This is a genomic window from Streptomyces lusitanus (assembly GCF_042647945.1).
In the GTDB taxonomy this organism is placed as follows: Bacteria; Actinomycetota; Actinomycetes; order Streptomycetales; family Streptomycetaceae; genus Streptomyces; species Streptomyces pseudogriseolus.
Genome location: NZ_JBHRWL010000019.1, coordinates 266,573 through 281,951, shown reverse-complemented (window position 1 = coordinate 281,951; position 15,379 = coordinate 266,573). Strand labels below are relative to the sequence as shown.

General features: G+C 72.8%; 12 protein-coding genes. 7 read left to right on the top strand and 5 right to left on the bottom strand.

Going from position 1 to position 15,379, the window contains the following annotated elements; translation table 11 throughout:
- Window positions 1–18: 18 nt before the first annotated feature.
- The gene (locus ACFOSY_RS26750; protein WP_394311523.1) at window positions 19–948 is read right to left on the bottom strand and encodes a 5'-3' exonuclease; all 930 of its coding nucleotides are present in this window, start codon (window positions 946–948) and stop codon (window positions 19–21) included.
- A gap of 228 nt (window positions 949–1,176) precedes the next feature.
- Between ACFOSY_RS26750 and ACFOSY_RS26745 the strand changes: the two genes are divergently transcribed.
- The 4 genes from ACFOSY_RS26745 to ACFOSY_RS26730 all read left to right on the top strand — a co-directional run bounded on the left by ACFOSY_RS26745 (window position 1,177) and on the right by ACFOSY_RS26730 (window position 6,566).
- Window positions 1,177–2,262, top strand: coding sequence for a quaternary amine ABC transporter ATP-binding protein (locus tag ACFOSY_RS26745; protein ID WP_394311418.1), 1,086 nt, complete (start codon window positions 1,177–1,179; stop codon window positions 2,260–2,262).
- On the top strand, window positions 2,255–4,870 hold the full coding sequence (locus ACFOSY_RS26740; RefSeq protein ID WP_394311416.1) for an ABC transporter permease/substrate binding protein: 2,616 nt from the start codon (window positions 2,255–2,257) through the stop codon (window positions 4,868–4,870). The genes ACFOSY_RS26745 and ACFOSY_RS26740 overlap by 8 nt, the downstream gene beginning before the upstream one ends.
- Window positions 4,871–5,268: 398 nt before the next feature.
- Window positions 5,269–5,841 carry a helix-turn-helix domain-containing protein gene (locus ACFOSY_RS26735; protein WP_394311413.1) on the top strand — a complete coding sequence of 191 codons (573 nt, stop codon included), beginning with the start codon at window positions 5,269–5,271 and terminating at the stop codon, window positions 5,839–5,841.
- Window positions 5,838–6,566 (top strand): helical backbone metal receptor, encoded by a 729-nt coding sequence (locus tag ACFOSY_RS26730; protein ID WP_394311411.1) that lies wholly within the window; start codon window positions 5,838–5,840, stop codon window positions 6,564–6,566. Before ACFOSY_RS26735 ends, ACFOSY_RS26730 begins: the two co-directional genes overlap by 4 nt.
- Here the strand turns inward: ACFOSY_RS26730 and ACFOSY_RS26725 are convergent.
- Window positions 6,478–7,659, bottom strand: a complete 1,182-nt coding sequence (locus ACFOSY_RS26725) for a TDT family transporter (RefSeq protein WP_394311409.1) — start codon at window positions 7,657–7,659, stop codon at window positions 6,478–6,480. The genes ACFOSY_RS26730 and ACFOSY_RS26725 overlap by 89 nt on opposite strands.
- A gap of 70 nt (window positions 7,660–7,729) precedes the next feature.
- Between ACFOSY_RS26725 and ACFOSY_RS26720 the strand changes: the two genes are divergently transcribed.
- The gene (locus ACFOSY_RS26720; RefSeq protein ID WP_394311407.1) at window positions 7,730–8,671 is read left to right on the top strand and encodes a LysR family transcriptional regulator; all 942 of its coding nucleotides are present in this window, start codon (window positions 7,730–7,732) and stop codon (window positions 8,669–8,671) included.
- Window positions 8,672–9,436: 765 nt separating this feature from the next.
- Here ACFOSY_RS26720 and ACFOSY_RS26715 read toward each other — a convergent pair.
- The 3 genes from ACFOSY_RS26715 to ACFOSY_RS26705 all read right to left on the bottom strand — a co-directional run bounded on the left by ACFOSY_RS26715 (window position 9,437) and on the right by ACFOSY_RS26705 (window position 12,523).
- The gene (locus ACFOSY_RS26715) at window positions 9,437–10,117 is read right to left on the bottom strand and encodes a gamma-glutamyl-gamma-aminobutyrate hydrolase family protein (protein ID WP_394311404.1); all 681 of its coding nucleotides are present in this window, start codon (window positions 10,115–10,117) and stop codon (window positions 9,437–9,439) included.
- A 19-nt stretch (window positions 10,118–10,136) separates the two neighbouring features.
- Window positions 10,137–11,582, bottom strand: a complete 1,446-nt coding sequence (gene eat / locus ACFOSY_RS26710) for an ethanolamine permease (protein WP_394311401.1) — start codon at window positions 11,580–11,582, stop codon at window positions 10,137–10,139.
- Between the two features lie 179 nt (window positions 11,583–11,761).
- Window positions 11,762–12,523 (bottom strand): FadR/GntR family transcriptional regulator, encoded by a 762-nt coding sequence (locus tag ACFOSY_RS26705; protein WP_394311399.1) that lies wholly within the window; start codon window positions 12,521–12,523, stop codon window positions 11,762–11,764.
- Between the two features lie 85 nt (window positions 12,524–12,608).
- Here ACFOSY_RS26705 and ACFOSY_RS26700 point away from each other — a divergent pair, with 85 nt between their 5' ends.
- Both ACFOSY_RS26700 and ACFOSY_RS26695 read left to right on the top strand, forming a co-directional pair.
- Window positions 12,609–13,979: a glutamine synthetase family protein gene (locus ACFOSY_RS26700; RefSeq protein WP_394311397.1), complete on the top strand. Its 1,371-nt coding sequence runs from the start codon at window positions 12,609–12,611 to the stop codon at window positions 13,977–13,979.
- Between the two features lie 8 nt (window positions 13,980–13,987).
- The gene (locus tag ACFOSY_RS26695; RefSeq protein ID WP_394311395.1) at window positions 13,988–15,373 is read left to right on the top strand and encodes an aldehyde dehydrogenase family protein; all 1,386 of its coding nucleotides are present in this window, start codon (window positions 13,988–13,990) and stop codon (window positions 15,371–15,373) included.
- Window positions 15,374–15,379 lie beyond the last annotated feature (6 nt).

The following is a 15,379-nucleotide window of genomic DNA, read 5'->3' as shown; positions in this document are numbered from 1 at the left end:
GTCTGCCTAAGTTAGCACTCAGCCCTCCGCGAGAGTCGCCAGCAGGCGGGTGATCGAGCCACCCAGGCCCCAGCGCGCGGCCAGGGCCTCCACGGCGGCCGGATCGCGCGGGGCGCGCGGCAGGACCGTGTCCACGTCCGGGAGCGGGACGTCCCCCGCGACCCGGACGACCGTCGGCGCCACCGCGAGATACGGCCGCGCCTCGTCCAGACGCCTGCGCTGCGCCGGCGTGAGCTTCGACCGGGGATCGTCCACGGCCGCCAGGATCCCGGCCAGGTCCCCGAACTCGGCCAGCAGCTTGGCCGCCGTCTTCTCCCCGACGCCGGGCACGCCCGGCAGGCCGTCGCTCGGGTCGCCGCGCAGCAGCGCCAGATCCGCGTACCCCTTGCCGTCCACCCCATACTTCGCGCGCAGCGCCGCCTCGTCGGTGACCTGGAGCGTGCCGACGCCCTTGACCGGGTACAGCACCCGCACCCCGCGCGCGTCGTCCACCAGCTGGTACAGGTCCCGGTCGCCGGTGACGATGTCGACCGGGCCGTCCGCCCGCGCCGTGAACGTGCCGATCACGTCGTCCGCCTCGTACCCGGCGACGCCCACCCGGGCGATGCCCAGCGCGTCGAGCACCTCCTCGATCACCGGCACCTGCGGCGACAGCGTGTCCGGCACCTCCTCCACGTCCGGGCCCGACTCCTGCTCCTCGGCCACGCGGTGCGCCTTGTAGGAGGGGATCAGGTCCACCCGCCACTGCGGGCGCCAGTCGGCGTCCATGCAGGCCACCAGGCGCTCCGGCCGGTGGTCCTTGACCAGGCGGTCGATGAAGTCCAGCAGCCCCCGCACGGCGTTCACCGGCGTGCCGTCCGGCGCCTTGACGGACTCCGGGACGCCGAAATACGCACGGAAGTAGAGGGAGGCGGTGTCGAGAAGCATCAGTCCGGTCACGCCCCGCATCATGCCCCACCCCACCGACAGCACCGCCCCGGCGGCGCGCCCGCGCGTCCCTTCGCGCGACGTGTTGCGTCCTGCGCCACATCTGTGAGCCGGCCCACGAAAAGTTTGCGCCGTTCGATTCCGGGGAGGCGCGGCGGCGGAACGATGCCGGTTGCTGATTCAACCTGTCGTGGGCCATCCGCCCGCCTCGCATCGCTCCGGCATCTGTCGCCGAGACGAGAGGTACGTGTGTCATCAAGGCTTGAGGCCGAGCACCTGTTCAAGGTGTTCGGCAGACGACCGGACCAGGCAGTCGAACGGCTGCGCACCAATACCGCGGACCGTGAGGAACTGCGGGCCGACGGCGTCACGGCCGCCGTCATCGACGCGTCCTTCTCCGTGGAGCCGGGCGAGATCTTCGTCGTCATGGGCCTCTCGGGCTCCGGCAAGTCGACCCTGCTGCGGATGCTGAACGGTCTGCTGGAGCCGACCGCCGGACACGTCCGCTTCGACGGACAGGACCTCACCGCCCTGCCCGACCGCGAGCTGCGCGACGTCAGGTCCCGGAAGATCAGCATGGTCTTCCAGCACTTCGCGCTCTTCCCGCACCGCAGCGTCCGTGACAACGCTGCCTACGGTCTTGAAGTGCAGGGCGTGCCCCGCGCCGAGCGCGAACGCCGCGCCGACGAGGCGCTCGCCCTGTGCGGCCTGGCCGGCTGGGAGGACTCGTGGCCCGACGAGCTGTCCGGCGGCATGCAGCAGCGCGTCGGCCTCGCCCGCGCGCTCGCCACCGACGCCGACCTGCTGCTGATGGACGAGTCGTTCAGCGCCCTCGACCCGCTGATCCGCCGTGACATGCAGGACCAGCTGATCGAGCTCCAGAAGAAGCTGAAGAAGACCATCGTCTTCATCACGCACGACCTCAACGAGGCCATGCGCCTCGGTGACCGCATCGCCGTCATGCGGGACGGACGCATCGTGCAGATCGGCACCGCGCAGGACATCCTGATCCGGCCGGCCAACGACTACGTGGCCTCCTTCACCCAGGACGTCGACCGCTCCCGCGTGCTCACCGCCCAGGCGGTCATGGACCGCGAGGTGCGCGGCGACGAGGCCGACTGCGGCTGCGAGACCGCCACGCCGGGTACGTCCTTCACCGACCTGTGCGCCATCAGCGCGCGCGTGCCGCACCCGGTGGCCGTGCTCGACGACGGCGACCTCGTCGGCGTCGTGCCCCGGCAGCGCCTGATCGGCTTCCTCGGCGACGAGGAGGCGGACCCCGGCGTCTGCGACAGCCCCAAGGACCAGGGCGGCAAGGTGATGGCCCATGCCTAGGATCCCGCTCGGCGACTGGGTCAACGACGCCGTCGACTGGCTCCTCGCCCACGTCAGCTGGCTGTTCGACTTCTTCAAGACCGTCTTCACCGGCACCTACGACGGCATCAACGCCGTCCTTCAGGCGCCCGAGCCGCTGCTGCTCGTCGCCATCTTCGCGGTGATCGCCTTCTGGCTGCGCGGCGCGCTCGCCGGTGTCCTCACGTTCCTCGGCTTCGCGTTCATCGTGTCGATGGAGCTGTGGGAGAACGCGATGATCACGCTGTCGCTGGTGCTCGTCGCCACGCTGATAGCGCTGGTCGTCGCCGTGCCTGTGGGCATCTGGGCGGCCCGCTCCGACCGCGTCAGCTCGCTGGTGCGGCCCGTGCTGGACTTCATGCAGACGCTGCCCGCGATGATCTACCTCATCCCGGCGATCCTGTTCTTCGGCACGGGCGCCTCCGCGGGCATCGTCGCCACGCTGATCTTCGCGCTCGCCCCCGGCGTCCGCATGACCGAACTGGGCATCCGCCAGGTCGACAAGGAACTCGTCGAGGCGGCCGAGGCGTTCGGCACCACGCCCCGCAACACCCTGCTGCGCGTCCAGCTCCCGCTGGCGCTGCCCACGGTGATGGCGGGCGTCAACCAGGTGATCATGCTGGGCCTCTCCATGGCCGCGATCGCCGGCATGGTCGGCACCGGCGGCCTCGGCGGCGACGTCAACGAGGCCATCGGCCAGCTCAACGTCGGCCTCGGCTCCGAGGCGGGCGTCGCCATCGTCATCCTGGCGATCTACCTGGACCGCATGACCAGCGCGCTCGGCACCCAGGTGTCCCCGCTGGGCCGGCGGGCCGCCGCCCGCGCCCGGGCCGCGGGCCGCATGAAGATCTGGTCGTACCGGCCGCGTCCGCAGGTCGCCGTGATCGGCGTCGTCGTCCTGGCCCTGGTGGCCGGCGGCATGGGTCTGTTCGGCGGTTCCGCCGACTCCGCCGACACCGCCGGCGACGGCAAGGTCGGCAAGGGCGAGAAGGTCTCCCTCGGCTATGTCCCGTGGGACGAGGGCATCGCCTCCACCTTCCTCTGGAAGGAGATCCTCGAACAGCGCGGCTACGAGGTGGAGGCCAAGCAGTTCGACGCCGGGCCCCTGTACACCTCGCTCGCGCAGGGCGACATCGACATCGTCACCAACTCCTGGCTGCCGACCACCCACGAGCAGTACTGGAAGAAGTACGGCTCCCGCCTCGACGACCTCGGGTCCTGGTACGACGAGACGTCCCTGGAGCTCACCGTCCCCGCCTACATGAAGGACGTGAACTCGCTCGCGGACCTCAAGGGCAAGGCCGGGCAGTTCAAGGGGAGGATCACCGGAATCGAGTCCAGCGCCGGTGAGATGGCCCTGCTGAAGAGCAAGGTCCTCAAGGAGTACGGCCTTGAGGACGAGTACCAGGTCGTCGACAGCTCCACCCCGGCCATGCTGGCCGAGCTGAAGCGCGCCATGAGCAAGAAGGAACCGATCGTCGTCACGCTCTGGTCCCCGCACTGGGCGTACAACGACCTCGACCTGAAGAAGCTCAAGGACCCCAAGGGCGCCTGGGGCGAGGGCGACGGCGTGCACACGCTGTCCCGCAAGGGATTCGCCGCCGACAACCCCACCGTCGGCGACTGGCTGAAGAACTTCTCGATGACCGAGGAGCAACTCACCAGCCTCGAGGCCGAGATCAACAAGGCGGGCAAGGGCAGGCAGCAGGACGCCGTCCGCACCTGGCTCAAGTCCAACCCGGACGTCGTCGACAAGCTCGCCCCCGTGAAGTCCGGGTCCGGCTCCACGCCCGCCGAGGCGAAGCGGGCCCTGGACATCGCCTGGTTCCCCTGGGACGAGGACATCGCCGTCACCTACCTGTGGAAGAACGTCCTGGAGCGGCGCGGCTACAAGCTGAACCTCAAGCAGATGGACGTCGGCCCGGTCTACACCGGCCTCGCCTCCGGCGACCTCGACCTCAACTTCGACGCGTGGCTGCCGTACGCGCAGAAGAACTACTGGGACAAGAACAAGGACAGACTCACCGACCTGGGCACCTGGTACGAGCCGACCTCGCTGGAGATCGCCGTCCCGTCGTACGTCAAGAACGTGAAGTCGCTCGCCGACCTCAAGGGGAAGGCCGACCTGTTCGACGGGAGGATCATCGGCATCGAGCCCGGCACCGGCGAGATGCAGCTGTTGAAGAACGAGGTGCTGCCCGGCTACGGACTCGAGGACGAGTACGAGGTCGTCGACGGCTCCACGCCCGCGATGCTGGCCGAGCTCAAGCGCGCCCTGGCGCAGAAGAAGCCGGTCGCCGTCACTCTGTGGTCGCCGCACTGGGCCTACAGCGAGTACGAGCTGACCAAGCTGAAGGACCCCAAGAAGGCCTTCGGCGAGGGGAACACGATCCGCACGATCGCCAGCAAGAAGTTCCCCGAGCAGTACCCGCAGCTCACCGAGTGGATCAAGGGCTTCCGGATGAGTGAGGACGAGCTCGGCACCCTGGAGGCGGAGATCAAGGACCGCGGCCAGGGACACGAGGAGGAGGCCGTCGCCGCCTGGCTCGAGGAGCACCCGGACATGGTGGAGCGGATGACGCCGCACTAGCCGCCGCCGCACCGGCCGTGTCCTGCGAGGGGCGGGTCCCGGAGCGTCCCCAGGGGCGCCCGGACCCGCCCCTCGCGCCGTGCGGAGCCGCCCGCCGCCACCGTAGGAATCCGGACAACCACAGAGCGCGAACCCCTCACCGGACCTCCCCGTGACCTTCCGGCGAACTCGGTGAACAATGGCGGGAACACCCCTTTTCGCATCGGAGGTGTGCCGAGGGGCCCGGCGGGCGGCTGGCGTGAACTGTGAGGTCCGCACCGGCCGCACAGCACGGCGACGTGACAGGCGCCTGAAACGGTTTGCCGAACATGCGTAGGGTGCAGAGAAACCAGCAGGGGAAGAGCGCCGGAACTCAAGGCGATCGGGTACGACGAGCGGCGGAGGAGGGAGCCGGAGCGATGGGCGACCACAAAGAACAGCCTTTGCGGGTGGGCGCGGCCGTGCGGCGGCGACGCCGCGCGCTGGACCTCACCCTCGCCGTCGTGGCCGAGCGCAGCGGACTGTCGGTCCCGTTCCTCAGCCAGATCGAGAACGAGCGCGCGCGTCCCAGCCAGACCTCCCTGGAGAAGCTCGCCGACGCGCTGCGCACCACCGCGGTCGAACTGCTCGCCGCCGCCGACCCGGCGTGCAGCGTGGACGTGGTCCGCGCGGAGGGCACGGAGGAGTGGGCGGAGCCACGGGTGCGGTCCCTGGTCCGCGGCCACCACCAGATGCACGCCTCCGAGTTCACCGGCGACCACGACGCCGGACGTGAACTTCAGTTCCGCAACGACCAGTTGATGTACGTCGCGGAAGGCGCCGTGGAGATCGAGGCAGAGGGGCGCGCCTACCGCCTCGGGCGCGGCGACACCCTCTACCTCACCGGCGGCGTCCGGCACCGCTGGCGGGCCACGGTGCCGGAGACCCGGCTGCTGGTCGTCGCCGTCGCCGAACACATCGAGGCGCTGCGGGACACCAAGCCGCGCCGATGAGCCGCGTACGGGTCGTCTCCCTCGTCCCGTCGCTGACGGAGGCCGTGGCCGTGTCCGCGCCCGGCGCGCTCGTCGCGGCCACCGATTGGTGCACGCACCCCGCCGGGCTGGACGTGGCCCGCGTCGGCGGCACCAAGAACCCGGCCGTGGACCGCATCACCGCCCTCGCCCCCGACCTGGTGATCGCCAACGAGGAGGAGAACCGGCCGCCCGACCTGGACGCCCTGCGGGCGGCGGGCCTCGACGTGCTGGTCACCCACGTACGGACGCTGCCGCAGGCCTTCGGCGAGCTGGACCGGGTGCTGTCCGCGAGCGGGGTGCGGACCCGGCCCCGCTGGCTGGACGAGGCGGAGGCCGCGTGGGAGGCGCCGCCCGCGTTCGAGGAGGTCCGCACGGCGGTGGTGCCCGTCTGGCGCCGCCCCTGGATGGTGCTCGGCCGCGACACCTTCGCCGGCGACCTGCTGGCCCGCCTCGGCGTACGCACGCTGTACGCGGACCACTCCGAGCGGTATCCACGCGTCCCGCTCGACGAGTTGCGCGCGGCCCGGCCCGACCTGGTCGTCCTCCCCGACGAGCCGTACCGCTTCACCGCGGACGACGGCCCGGAGGCCTTCCCCGGCCTCCCCTGCGCCCTCCTCAGCGGACGCCATCTGACCTGGTACGGCCCGTCGTTGGCCGAGGCGCCTCAGGTGCTGGGGCGGGCCCTGCGAGCAGCGCGCCGCTGACCAGGCCGCGCGCCGTGCAGCAGGCTGCGGTCGCCCAGGCGCCGCCCAGCAGGGCGTACAGGGCGAGCGTCAGGACGTCGTAGGCGAGCAGCCCGGTGTGCGAGGCGAGGGCTCCGGCGCCGGTGACGCAGGTGCCCACCGGGAACGTGAACGACCACCACGTCATCGTGAAGCGCATGCCCCGCCGCCACGCCCGTACGACATGCGCGGCGGCGAGGCAGAGCCACAGCAGCGCGAATCCCATGACGGGCACCCCGTACAGAACGGCCAGCACACGGAAGCCCTCGGCGTACGGCGCCGGCACGACCCCCGGGGCGACGTCCGCGAAGGCGCCGACGGCGGTCGTGGACTGGCCGAGCGGCCCGAGCACCAGGAACAGCGACGGGGTGAGCGCGAGGGGCAGCGGACCGTGCGTGAGCAGCCGGCCGAAGACCAGCGGCAGCGTCATCAGGGTGGCGAGGAGGCTGAGCCCGAACATCGCGACGCAGGCCAGCAGCAGGGTCGCGCGCGGCTGGCCCGCAGGGAGGTACGGCACCAGACGCGGCCCGAGCGCGGCGGACACCATGGGCGCGACCAGCGGCAGCAGCCAGACGGGCGTCACCTCCCGCGCCGTCACCCGGTGGCGTACGGCCATCAGGTACGGGACGGCCACGGCGGCGGCAAGACCGACGGCCGTACCGGCGGTGAACAGCACGGCGTCGAGGACGACGGCCGCGCGCAGTCCGATCCAGTCCCGTCCGCGTGTGAGGGTGGCGCCGCCCACGGCCAGCAGCGCCATGGAGAGGCAGCCGTAGAAGGGCGCCACGGCGGGGTCGAGGAGGTGGGCGCGGGCCTGGTCGCGGTGGTGGACCCAGTGCAGGGCGCGGGCGGCGAGCAGCACCGCCAGGAGGGCGAGGGACAGCGCCCAGACGGTGGTGAGCACGGGGCGCGGGACGGTCGCGGGCGCGGGGAGCGCGGCGCCCGATCCGGCGACGATCGCGGTGCCCATCACGCAGGCGTACCAGTTGGGTCCGAGGTGACGGACGGCCGTGGCGCGCGGGGGCCGTGCGGTGGCACGGGGGAGGGGTGGCAGGGGCCGGGTTGCGGTGACCATGGTCATACCGTCGGGTCGGGAGGCCGCCGCCACCAGGGAGCCGTCCCCTATGGCGGCATAAGCTGAGCTTATGAGCACAACGGACGACCACGATCGTCCCGGGCACCGCGACGCGGGCCCGGGACCCCTGGCCCACCGGGTCCCGGACCTCGGGGCGCTGGAGCTGCTGCTGGCGGTGGCGCGGCTGGGGAGCCTGGGCGGGGCGGCGCGGGAGCTGGGCATCACCCAGCCCGCCGCCAGCAGCCGGATCCGGTCGATGGAACGACAGCTCGGGGTGGCGCTCGTCGACCGCTCGCCACGCGGGTCGCGGCTCACCGGCGCGGGGGCGCTGGTCACCGACTGGGCGCGGCGGATCGTGGAGGCGGCGGAGGCCTTCGACGCGGGCGCGCAGGCGCTGCGGGACCGCAGGGACTCGCGGCTGCGGGTGGCGGCGAGCATGACGATCGCCGAGTACCTGCTGCCGGGGTGGCTGCTCGCCCTGCGCGCGGACCGGCCGGACACGGCGGTGTCGCTGCTTGCCGGGAACTCGGCGGCGGTGGCGGAGCGGCTGCTGGCGGGGGAGGCGGACGTGGGGTTCGTGGAGGGGCTCACGGTGCCGGCGGGGCTGGACTCCGCGGTGATCGCCCACGACCGGCTGATCGTGGTCGCGGCGCCGTCGCACCCGTGGGCGCGGCGCAGGCGCCCCCTCACGGCGGAGGAACTGGCGGCCACGCCGCTGGTCCTGCGGGAGGAGGGGTCGGGCACCCGGCAGGTGCTGGACGCGGCGCTGGGCGGGCTGGCACGGCCGCTGATCGAGCTGTCCTCGACGACGGCGGTGAAGGCGGCGGCCGTCGGTGGGGCGGGGCCGGCGGTACTGAGTGAACTCGCGGTGGGGGAGGAGCTGGGGATGCGGCGGCTGGTGCGGATCCCGGTCCAGGGGGTCGCCCTGGCCCGGGACCTGCGTGCGGTCTGGCCCACAGGCCACCGCCCCACGGGCCCGGCCCGGGATCTCTTGTCATTGACGCGGGGCTGAGGTGCCCCGTCAGGGGCGCGGGGAACTGCGCGCCCAGCCACGGTGCTGCCCGCACCCGGGGTGCGACAGCCTGTGGCACCCCGGTGGCCGTTGGGGGTGGTCACGCAGCCCGGCGTTTACGGGGTGCCGCCTGCGCCCACCCGTGCCGCCCCAAGCGGCACGACTGCCCGCAGGCGGCGGAGGCGCCCCGTCGGGGGCGCGGGGAACTGCGCGATCAGCCACGGTGCTGCCCGCACCCGGGGTGCGACAGCCTGTGGCACCCTGGTGGCCGTTGGGGGTGGTCACGCAGCCCGGCGTTTACGGGTTGCCGCCTGCGCCCACCCGTGCCGCCCCAAGCGGCACGACTGCCCGCAGGCGGCGGAGGCGCCCCGTCGGGGGCGCGGGGAACTGCGCGATCAGCCACGGTGCTGCCCGCACCCGGCGTGCGACAGTCCCCGGCACCCTGGTGGCCGTTGGGGGTGGTCACGCAGCCCGGCGTTTACGGGTTGCCGCCTGCGCCCACCCGTGCCGCCCCAAGCGGCACGACTGCCCGCAGACGGCGGAGGCGCCCCGTCAGGGGCGCGGGGAACTGCGCTATCAGCCACCGTGATGCCCGCACCCGGCGTGCGACAGCCTGTGGCACCCCGGTGGCCGTGGGGGGCGGGTTGCTCAGCCCGGCGCTTACGGGGTGCCGCCCTGCGGCACGACTGCCCGCAGGCGGCGGAGGCGCCCCGTCAGGGGCGCGGGGAACTGCGCGACTGGTTGCGTGCCGGCCGCACTCCAAAGTCACGCCGCGTTGATCAGCGCCCGCATGACCCGTAGGTCGTCCCCCATCTCCGGGTGCCACTGGACGCCCAACGCCCAGGCAGGCGCCGGGAGTTCCACCGCCTCCACCGTGCCGTCCTCCGCGTACGCCGACGGAATCAGACCCCTGCCGAGCCGGTCCACCGCCTGATGGTGGTAGGTCGGGACCAACGCCTGTTCCGGGGCGATGCCCCCGTAGAGGGTGCCGGGCACCGGCTTCACCGGGTGCTGCCCGAAGACACCCGGCACCTCGGCGTGGCCGTCGACGTGCTGAACCAGCGTGCCCCCCAGGGCGACATTCAGCAGCTGCATACCCCGGCAGATCCCGAGCAACGGCACCCCCCGCTCCAGCGCGGCCGCAATCAGCGCCAGCTCCCACGCGTCCCGCGCCCGCGCCGGAGGCCCCGTGCGGGGGTCGGGCTCGGCGCCGTAGTGGACGGGCTCCACGTCGGGCCCGCCCGCGATCACCAGCCCGTCCAGCCGGGCCACGGCGGCCGCCGCGTGCTCAGGCGCGTCCGGCGGAAGCATCGCCGCCAGTCCGCCCGCCCGCTGCACCAGCCGCGGATAGCCGGCCGGCAGCAGCGCCGCGTCCAGCTGCCACACGCCCCACCGCACGCCCGGCTCCGCGTACGTACTGATGCCGATCAGTGGCCTGCCCGACACCCGCGCACCTCCCTCTTCCTCAGTCTCGCGCCAGCTCCGCCTCGGCCGCCGCCAGCGCCGCGAACTCCTCCTCCGGCGCCTTCGCCACCAGGTGCCTGCGGCTGTACAGCCCGAAGTAGGCCAGCGCCACGATGTACACCGCCAGCGCGATGAACGCCGCCGTCACGTCCACCAGGAACGTCGCCACCAGCGCCGCGCAGGCCAGCACCAGCGCCACCGACGAGGTCAGCACCCCGCCCGGCGTGCGGTACGGCCGCGGCAGCTCGGGCTCCCGGCGCCGCAGCACGATGTGCGACAGCGACATCAGCGCGTAGGAGATCGTCGCACCGAAGACCGCCATGTTCAGCATCCGCGCCCCGTTGCCCGAGCCCGCGGCCAGCGCGAACCCGATCGCGCCCGGCACCAGCAGCCCGAGGTACGGGGCGCGCCGGCTGCTGGTCAGGGACAGGAACCGGGGCAGGTACCCCGCCCGGGACAGCGCGAACAGCTGCCGCGAGCCGGCGTAGATCAGGGAGAAGAACGAGGCGACGAGCCCCGCGAGTCCCGCGTAGTTCACGATCCTGCTCAGCACCGTCGCCTCACCGTCCGGCTGGAGCGCCTCCACCAGCGGGTTGCCCGCGTCCTGGACCGCCGCGGAGCCGCGCGCCCCGGCCGCCGTGAGGAAGGTGACCAGGGCCAGCACCACCAGGATGCCCATCGACCAGCGGATCGCGCGCGGCAGCGTACGGGCCGGCTCCCGGGTCTCCTCGGCGGCCAGCGGCACGCCCTCCACGCCCAGGAAGAACCACATGCCGAACGGGAACGCCGCCCAGATCCCGAGCAGCCCCATCGGCAGCCACGAACTCGCGCCGAACGCCGAGGAGTCCACCGGGATGTCGTCCAGCGAGGACGCGTCGAACTCGGGCAGCGCCGCCAGCGCGAACACCACCAGCGCGGCCACCGCGATGCCGGTGACGACGAAACTGAACCGCAGCGCCTCGCCCACGCCCCACAGGTGGATGCCGATGAACAGGACGAAGCACGCGAGGTACACCGGCCAGCCCGACTCCAGGCCGAACAGGCCGAGCGACTCGACGTAGTCGCCGATGAAGATGGAGATCGCGGCCGGCGCGAGGACGTACTCGATGAGGATGGCGGTGCCGGTGAGGAAGCCGCCCCACGGGCCGAGCGCCCGGCGGGCGAAGCCGTAGCCGCCGCCCGCCGTGGGCAGGATCGACGACAGCTCGGCGAGCGCGAACACCATGCAGGCGTACATGGCGCCCATCAGGACCATGGCGATCGCCAGGCCGCCGAAGCCGCCCTCGGCCAGGCCGAAGTTCCAGCCGGAGTAGTCGCCGGACACGACGTAGGCGACGCCCAGGCCGGTCAGCAGCAGCCAGCCGGCGCTGCCCCGGCGCAGTTTCCGGCGCTCCAGGTAGTCGTCGGGCTCACCGGAGGGTTCACGGGATGCGGATGGAAGGCTCACGGCACGGCTCCCCAGGAGACGGTGTGGCGCGGACGGTGACGGCGGAGACAGACGAGCCCAGGCAATGGAACGGATCCAGACCTTTGTGGGCCCATACCTTCGTGGCGCACCCGCCGCCCGCGCAACCCCCGTGCGTTGGGCCGCGGTAAACCTGCCCGGCCCCGCCGCCCGCCACACCGTCAGGCGAGGAACCCCCGCAACAGCGCCGCCGTACCCGCACAGTGCTCCCGCATCACCGCCCGCGCCCGGTCCGCGTCCCCCTCCAGCACCGCCGTCACCAGCGCCGCGTGCTGCCGCTGCGAGTGCTCCAGGTTGCGCACCAGCAGCGGGATGCAGTCCAGCAGGTCGTTCACCGTCGCCCGGACCGCCGCGTACTGCGCGGTCAGCGTCGGCGAACCGCACACCTCCGCCAGCGTGAGGTGGAACAGCGTGTCCGCCCGCCGGTAGTCGCCCAGCGTCGCCTCACGCGTGCCCGCCAGGGCCTCCCGCAGCCGCTCCGCCTGCTCCTCGGTCAGCCCGTGCGCCGCGCACAGCCCCGCCGCGCCCGCCTCCAGCACCTCGCGGAAGCGCAGCACGTCCTCGATGTCCACCTCGGCGATCCGCCGCCGCAGCTCCTCCTCGCCGGCGTCCGACGGGCGGGGCAGCACGAACGTCCCGCCGTACCGGCCGCGCCGCGACTCCACCAGGCCCTGGTCCTGGAGCACCTTCAGCACCTCGCGCAGCGTCACCCGGCTGATCCCCAGCCGCTCCGCCAGCTCCCGCTCGGCCGGCAGCCGCTCCCCGCCCGCCACCAGGCCCAGCCGCACCACCTGGAGGATCTGCTCCAGCGCCTCCTCGAAGCCGTTGCCCGCACGGACCTGCCGCAGCACCGGCGCCAGCCGGTCCCCGACCGCGCCGCCCGCACCGCCCGCACCGACCGCACCGACCGCATCCTCCGGCATCCGGTCGTGCCCCCTTCCCAGGCAATGGTTCCGGGTCATACCTTATGGCTCCCGGCTGACCGAAGAAGCCCGAGGAGGCCCTCCCGTGGCAGACCGCACACCCCCGCTTCCCGTCGAGGAGCTGCACGCCCTCGTCGCGGGCGGCGAGATCGACACTGTCGTCCTGGCCTTCCCCGACATGCAAGGCCGCCTCCAGGGCAAGCGGTTCGCCGCCCGCTTCTTCCTCGACGAGGTCCTCCACCACGGCACCGAGGGCTGCAACTACCTGCTCGCCGTCGACGCCGACATGAACACCGTCGACGGCTACGCCATGTCCTCCTGGGAGACCGGCTACGGCGACTTCGCCATGTACCCCGACCTGGACACCCTGCGCCGGGTCCCCTGGAACGAGGGCACCGCGATGGTCGTCGCCGACCTCGCCTGGGCGGACGGCACCCCGGTGGCCGCCGCGCCCCGGCAGATCCTGCGCCGGCAGCTCGACCGGCTCGCCGCCCTCGGCTACACCGCCCGGATCGGCACCGAGCTGGAGTTCATCGTCTTCAAGGACACCTACGAACAGGCCTGGGACGCCGGCTACCGCGGCCTCACCCCGGCCAACCAGTACAACGTCGACTACTCGGTGCTCGGCACCGGCCGCATCGAGCCCCTGCTGCGCCGCATCCGCAACGAGATGGCGGGCGCCGGACTCACCGTCGAGTCCGCGAAGGGCGAGTGCAACCCCGGCCAGCACGAGATCGCCTTCCGCTACGACGAGGCCCTGGTCACCTGCGACCAGCACGCGATCTACAAAACCGGAGCCAAGGAGATCGCCGCCCAGGAGGGCGTCTCGCTCACCTTCATGGCCAAGTACAACGAACGCGAGGGCAACTCCTGCCACATCCACCTCTCCCTCGCCGACCTCGGCGGGGAGAGCGCCATGCCCGACTCCCCGGAGGACCCGGACAGCATGTCCGAGGTGATGCGGCACTTCCTCGCCGGACAGCTCGCCGCGCTCCGCGAGTTCTCCCTGCTCTACGCCCCCCACATCAACAGCTACAAGCGGTTCCAGCCGGGCTCCTTCGCCCCGACCGCCGTCGCCTGGGGCCACGACAACCGCACCTGCGCGCTGCGCGTCGTCGGCCACGGCCGCTCCCTGCGCTTCGAGAACCGGCTGCCCGGCGGCGACGTCAACCCGTACCTCGCCGCGGCCGGCATGATCGCCGCCGGCCTGCACGGCATCGAGCAGCGGCTGGAACTGCCCGACCCGTGCGCCGGCAACGCCTACACCGCCGACTACGAGCACGTCCCCACCACCCTGCGCGAGGCCGCCGAGCTGTGGGAGCACAGCGAGATCGCCAAGGCGGCCTTCGGCGACGAGGTCGTCGCCCACTACCGCAACATGGCGCGCGTCGAGACCGACGCCTTCGACGCCGCGGTCACCGACTGGGAGCTGCGCCGCTCCTTCGAACGCATGTGAGGCCCCGAGTGTCCGACCCGTCCGCGCAGTCCGCCGATCTCCAGGTCCGCAACCCCGCCACCGAGGAGGTCGTCGCCACCGTCCCGGCCGCGACCGTCGCCGACGTCGACGCGGCCGTGACCCGCGCGGCCCGCGCGCAGACCGCCTGGGCCGCCCTCGCCCCCGCCGACCGGGCCCGCCTGCTGCGCCGCTTCGCCGCCACCGTCGACGCACACCTCGGCGAACTCGCCCTCCTGGAGGTCCGCGAGGCCGGCCACACCCTCGGCAACGCCCGCTGGGAGGCGGGCAACGTCCGCGACCTGCTCGACTACGCGGCCGGGGGAGTGGAACGCCTCACCGGCCGGCAGATCCCGGTCCCCGGCGGCATCGACGTCACCTTCCTCGAACCGCTCGGCGTCGTCGCCGTCATCGCCCCCTGGAACTTTCCGATGCCCATCGCGGCCTGGGGCACCGCACCCGCCCTCGCCGCCGGCAACGCGGTCCTCCTCAAACCCGCCGAGACCACCCCCCTCACCGCCCTGCGCCTCGCCGGACTCGCCCTGGAGGCCGGGCTTCCCGAGGGTCTCTTCCAGGTGCTCCCCGGCCACGGCGCGGTCGCCGGGAACGCCCTCGTCGAACACCCCGGCGTCGCCAAGATCGTGTTCACCGGGTCCACGGCCGTGGGCAAACAGGTGTGGGCCAAGGGCGCCGCGCATCTCAAGCGGGTCACCCTCGAACTCGGCGGCAAGAGCCCCAACATCGTCTTCGCCGACGCCGACCTGGAGGCCGCGGCGGCGGCCGCTCCCATGTCCTTCCTCGACAACGCCGGACAGGACTGCTGCGCCCGCACCCGCATCCTCGTCGAGCGCTCCGCCCACGACCGCTTCCTGGAGCTGCTCGCCCCCGCGGTCGAGGCCGTCCGCGTCGGCGACCCCGGCGGCGACGCGGACGTCGACATGGGCCCGCTGATCTCCCGCACCCAGCTCGACCGCGTCCGCTCCTACGTCCCCGACACCCTCGACGGCATCCGCGGCAAGGCGCCCGAGGGCCCCGGCTACTGGTTCCCGCCCACCGTCCTCACCGGCGTCCGCCCGGACGACCGCGTCGCCGTCGAGGAGGTCTTCGGACCCGTCGCCGTCGTCCTCCCCTTCGACGACGAGGCCGACGCCGTCCGCCTCGCCAACGCCACCGACTACGGACTCGCCGGCTCCCTGTGGACCCGGGACGTCGGCCGCGCCCTGCGCGTCTCCCGAGCCGTGCGCGCCGGGAACCTGTCCGTCAACTCCCACTCCAGCGTGCGCTACTGGACCCCCTTCGGCGGGTTCAAGCAGTCCGGCGTGGGCCGCGAGCTGGGCCCGGACGCCCTGACCGCCTTCACCGAAACCAAGAACGTCTTCATCAGCACGGAGGCCTGACCGCAC

What these genes read in the sequence shown, in the direction of transcription:
- ACFOSY_RS26750 (WP_394311523.1), bottom strand. Translation starts at nt 948, where the DNA reads ATGCGGGGCGTGACCGGACTGATGCTTCTCGACACCGCCTCCCTCTAC.
- ACFOSY_RS26740 (WP_394311416.1), top strand. Translation starts at nt 2,255, where the DNA reads ATGCCTAGGATCCCGCTCGGCGACTGGGTCAACGACGCCGTCGACTGG.
- ACFOSY_RS26735 (WP_394311413.1), top strand. Translation starts at nt 5,269, where the DNA reads ATGGGCGACCACAAAGAACAGCCTTTGCGGGTGGGCGCGGCCGTGCGG.
- ACFOSY_RS26730 (WP_394311411.1), top strand. Translation starts at nt 5,838, where the DNA reads ATGAGCCGCGTACGGGTCGTCTCCCTCGTCCCGTCGCTGACGGAGGCC.
- ACFOSY_RS26725 (WP_394311409.1), bottom strand. Translation starts at nt 7,659, where the DNA reads ATGGTCACCGCAACCCGGCCCCTGCCACCCCTCCCCCGTGCCACCGCA.
- ACFOSY_RS26720 (WP_394311407.1), top strand. Translation starts at nt 7,730, where the DNA reads ATGAGCACAACGGACGACCACGATCGTCCCGGGCACCGCGACGCGGGC.
- ACFOSY_RS26705 (WP_394311399.1), bottom strand. Translation starts at nt 12,523, where the DNA reads ATGCCGGAGGATGCGGTCGGTGCGGTCGGTGCGGGCGGTGCGGGCGGC.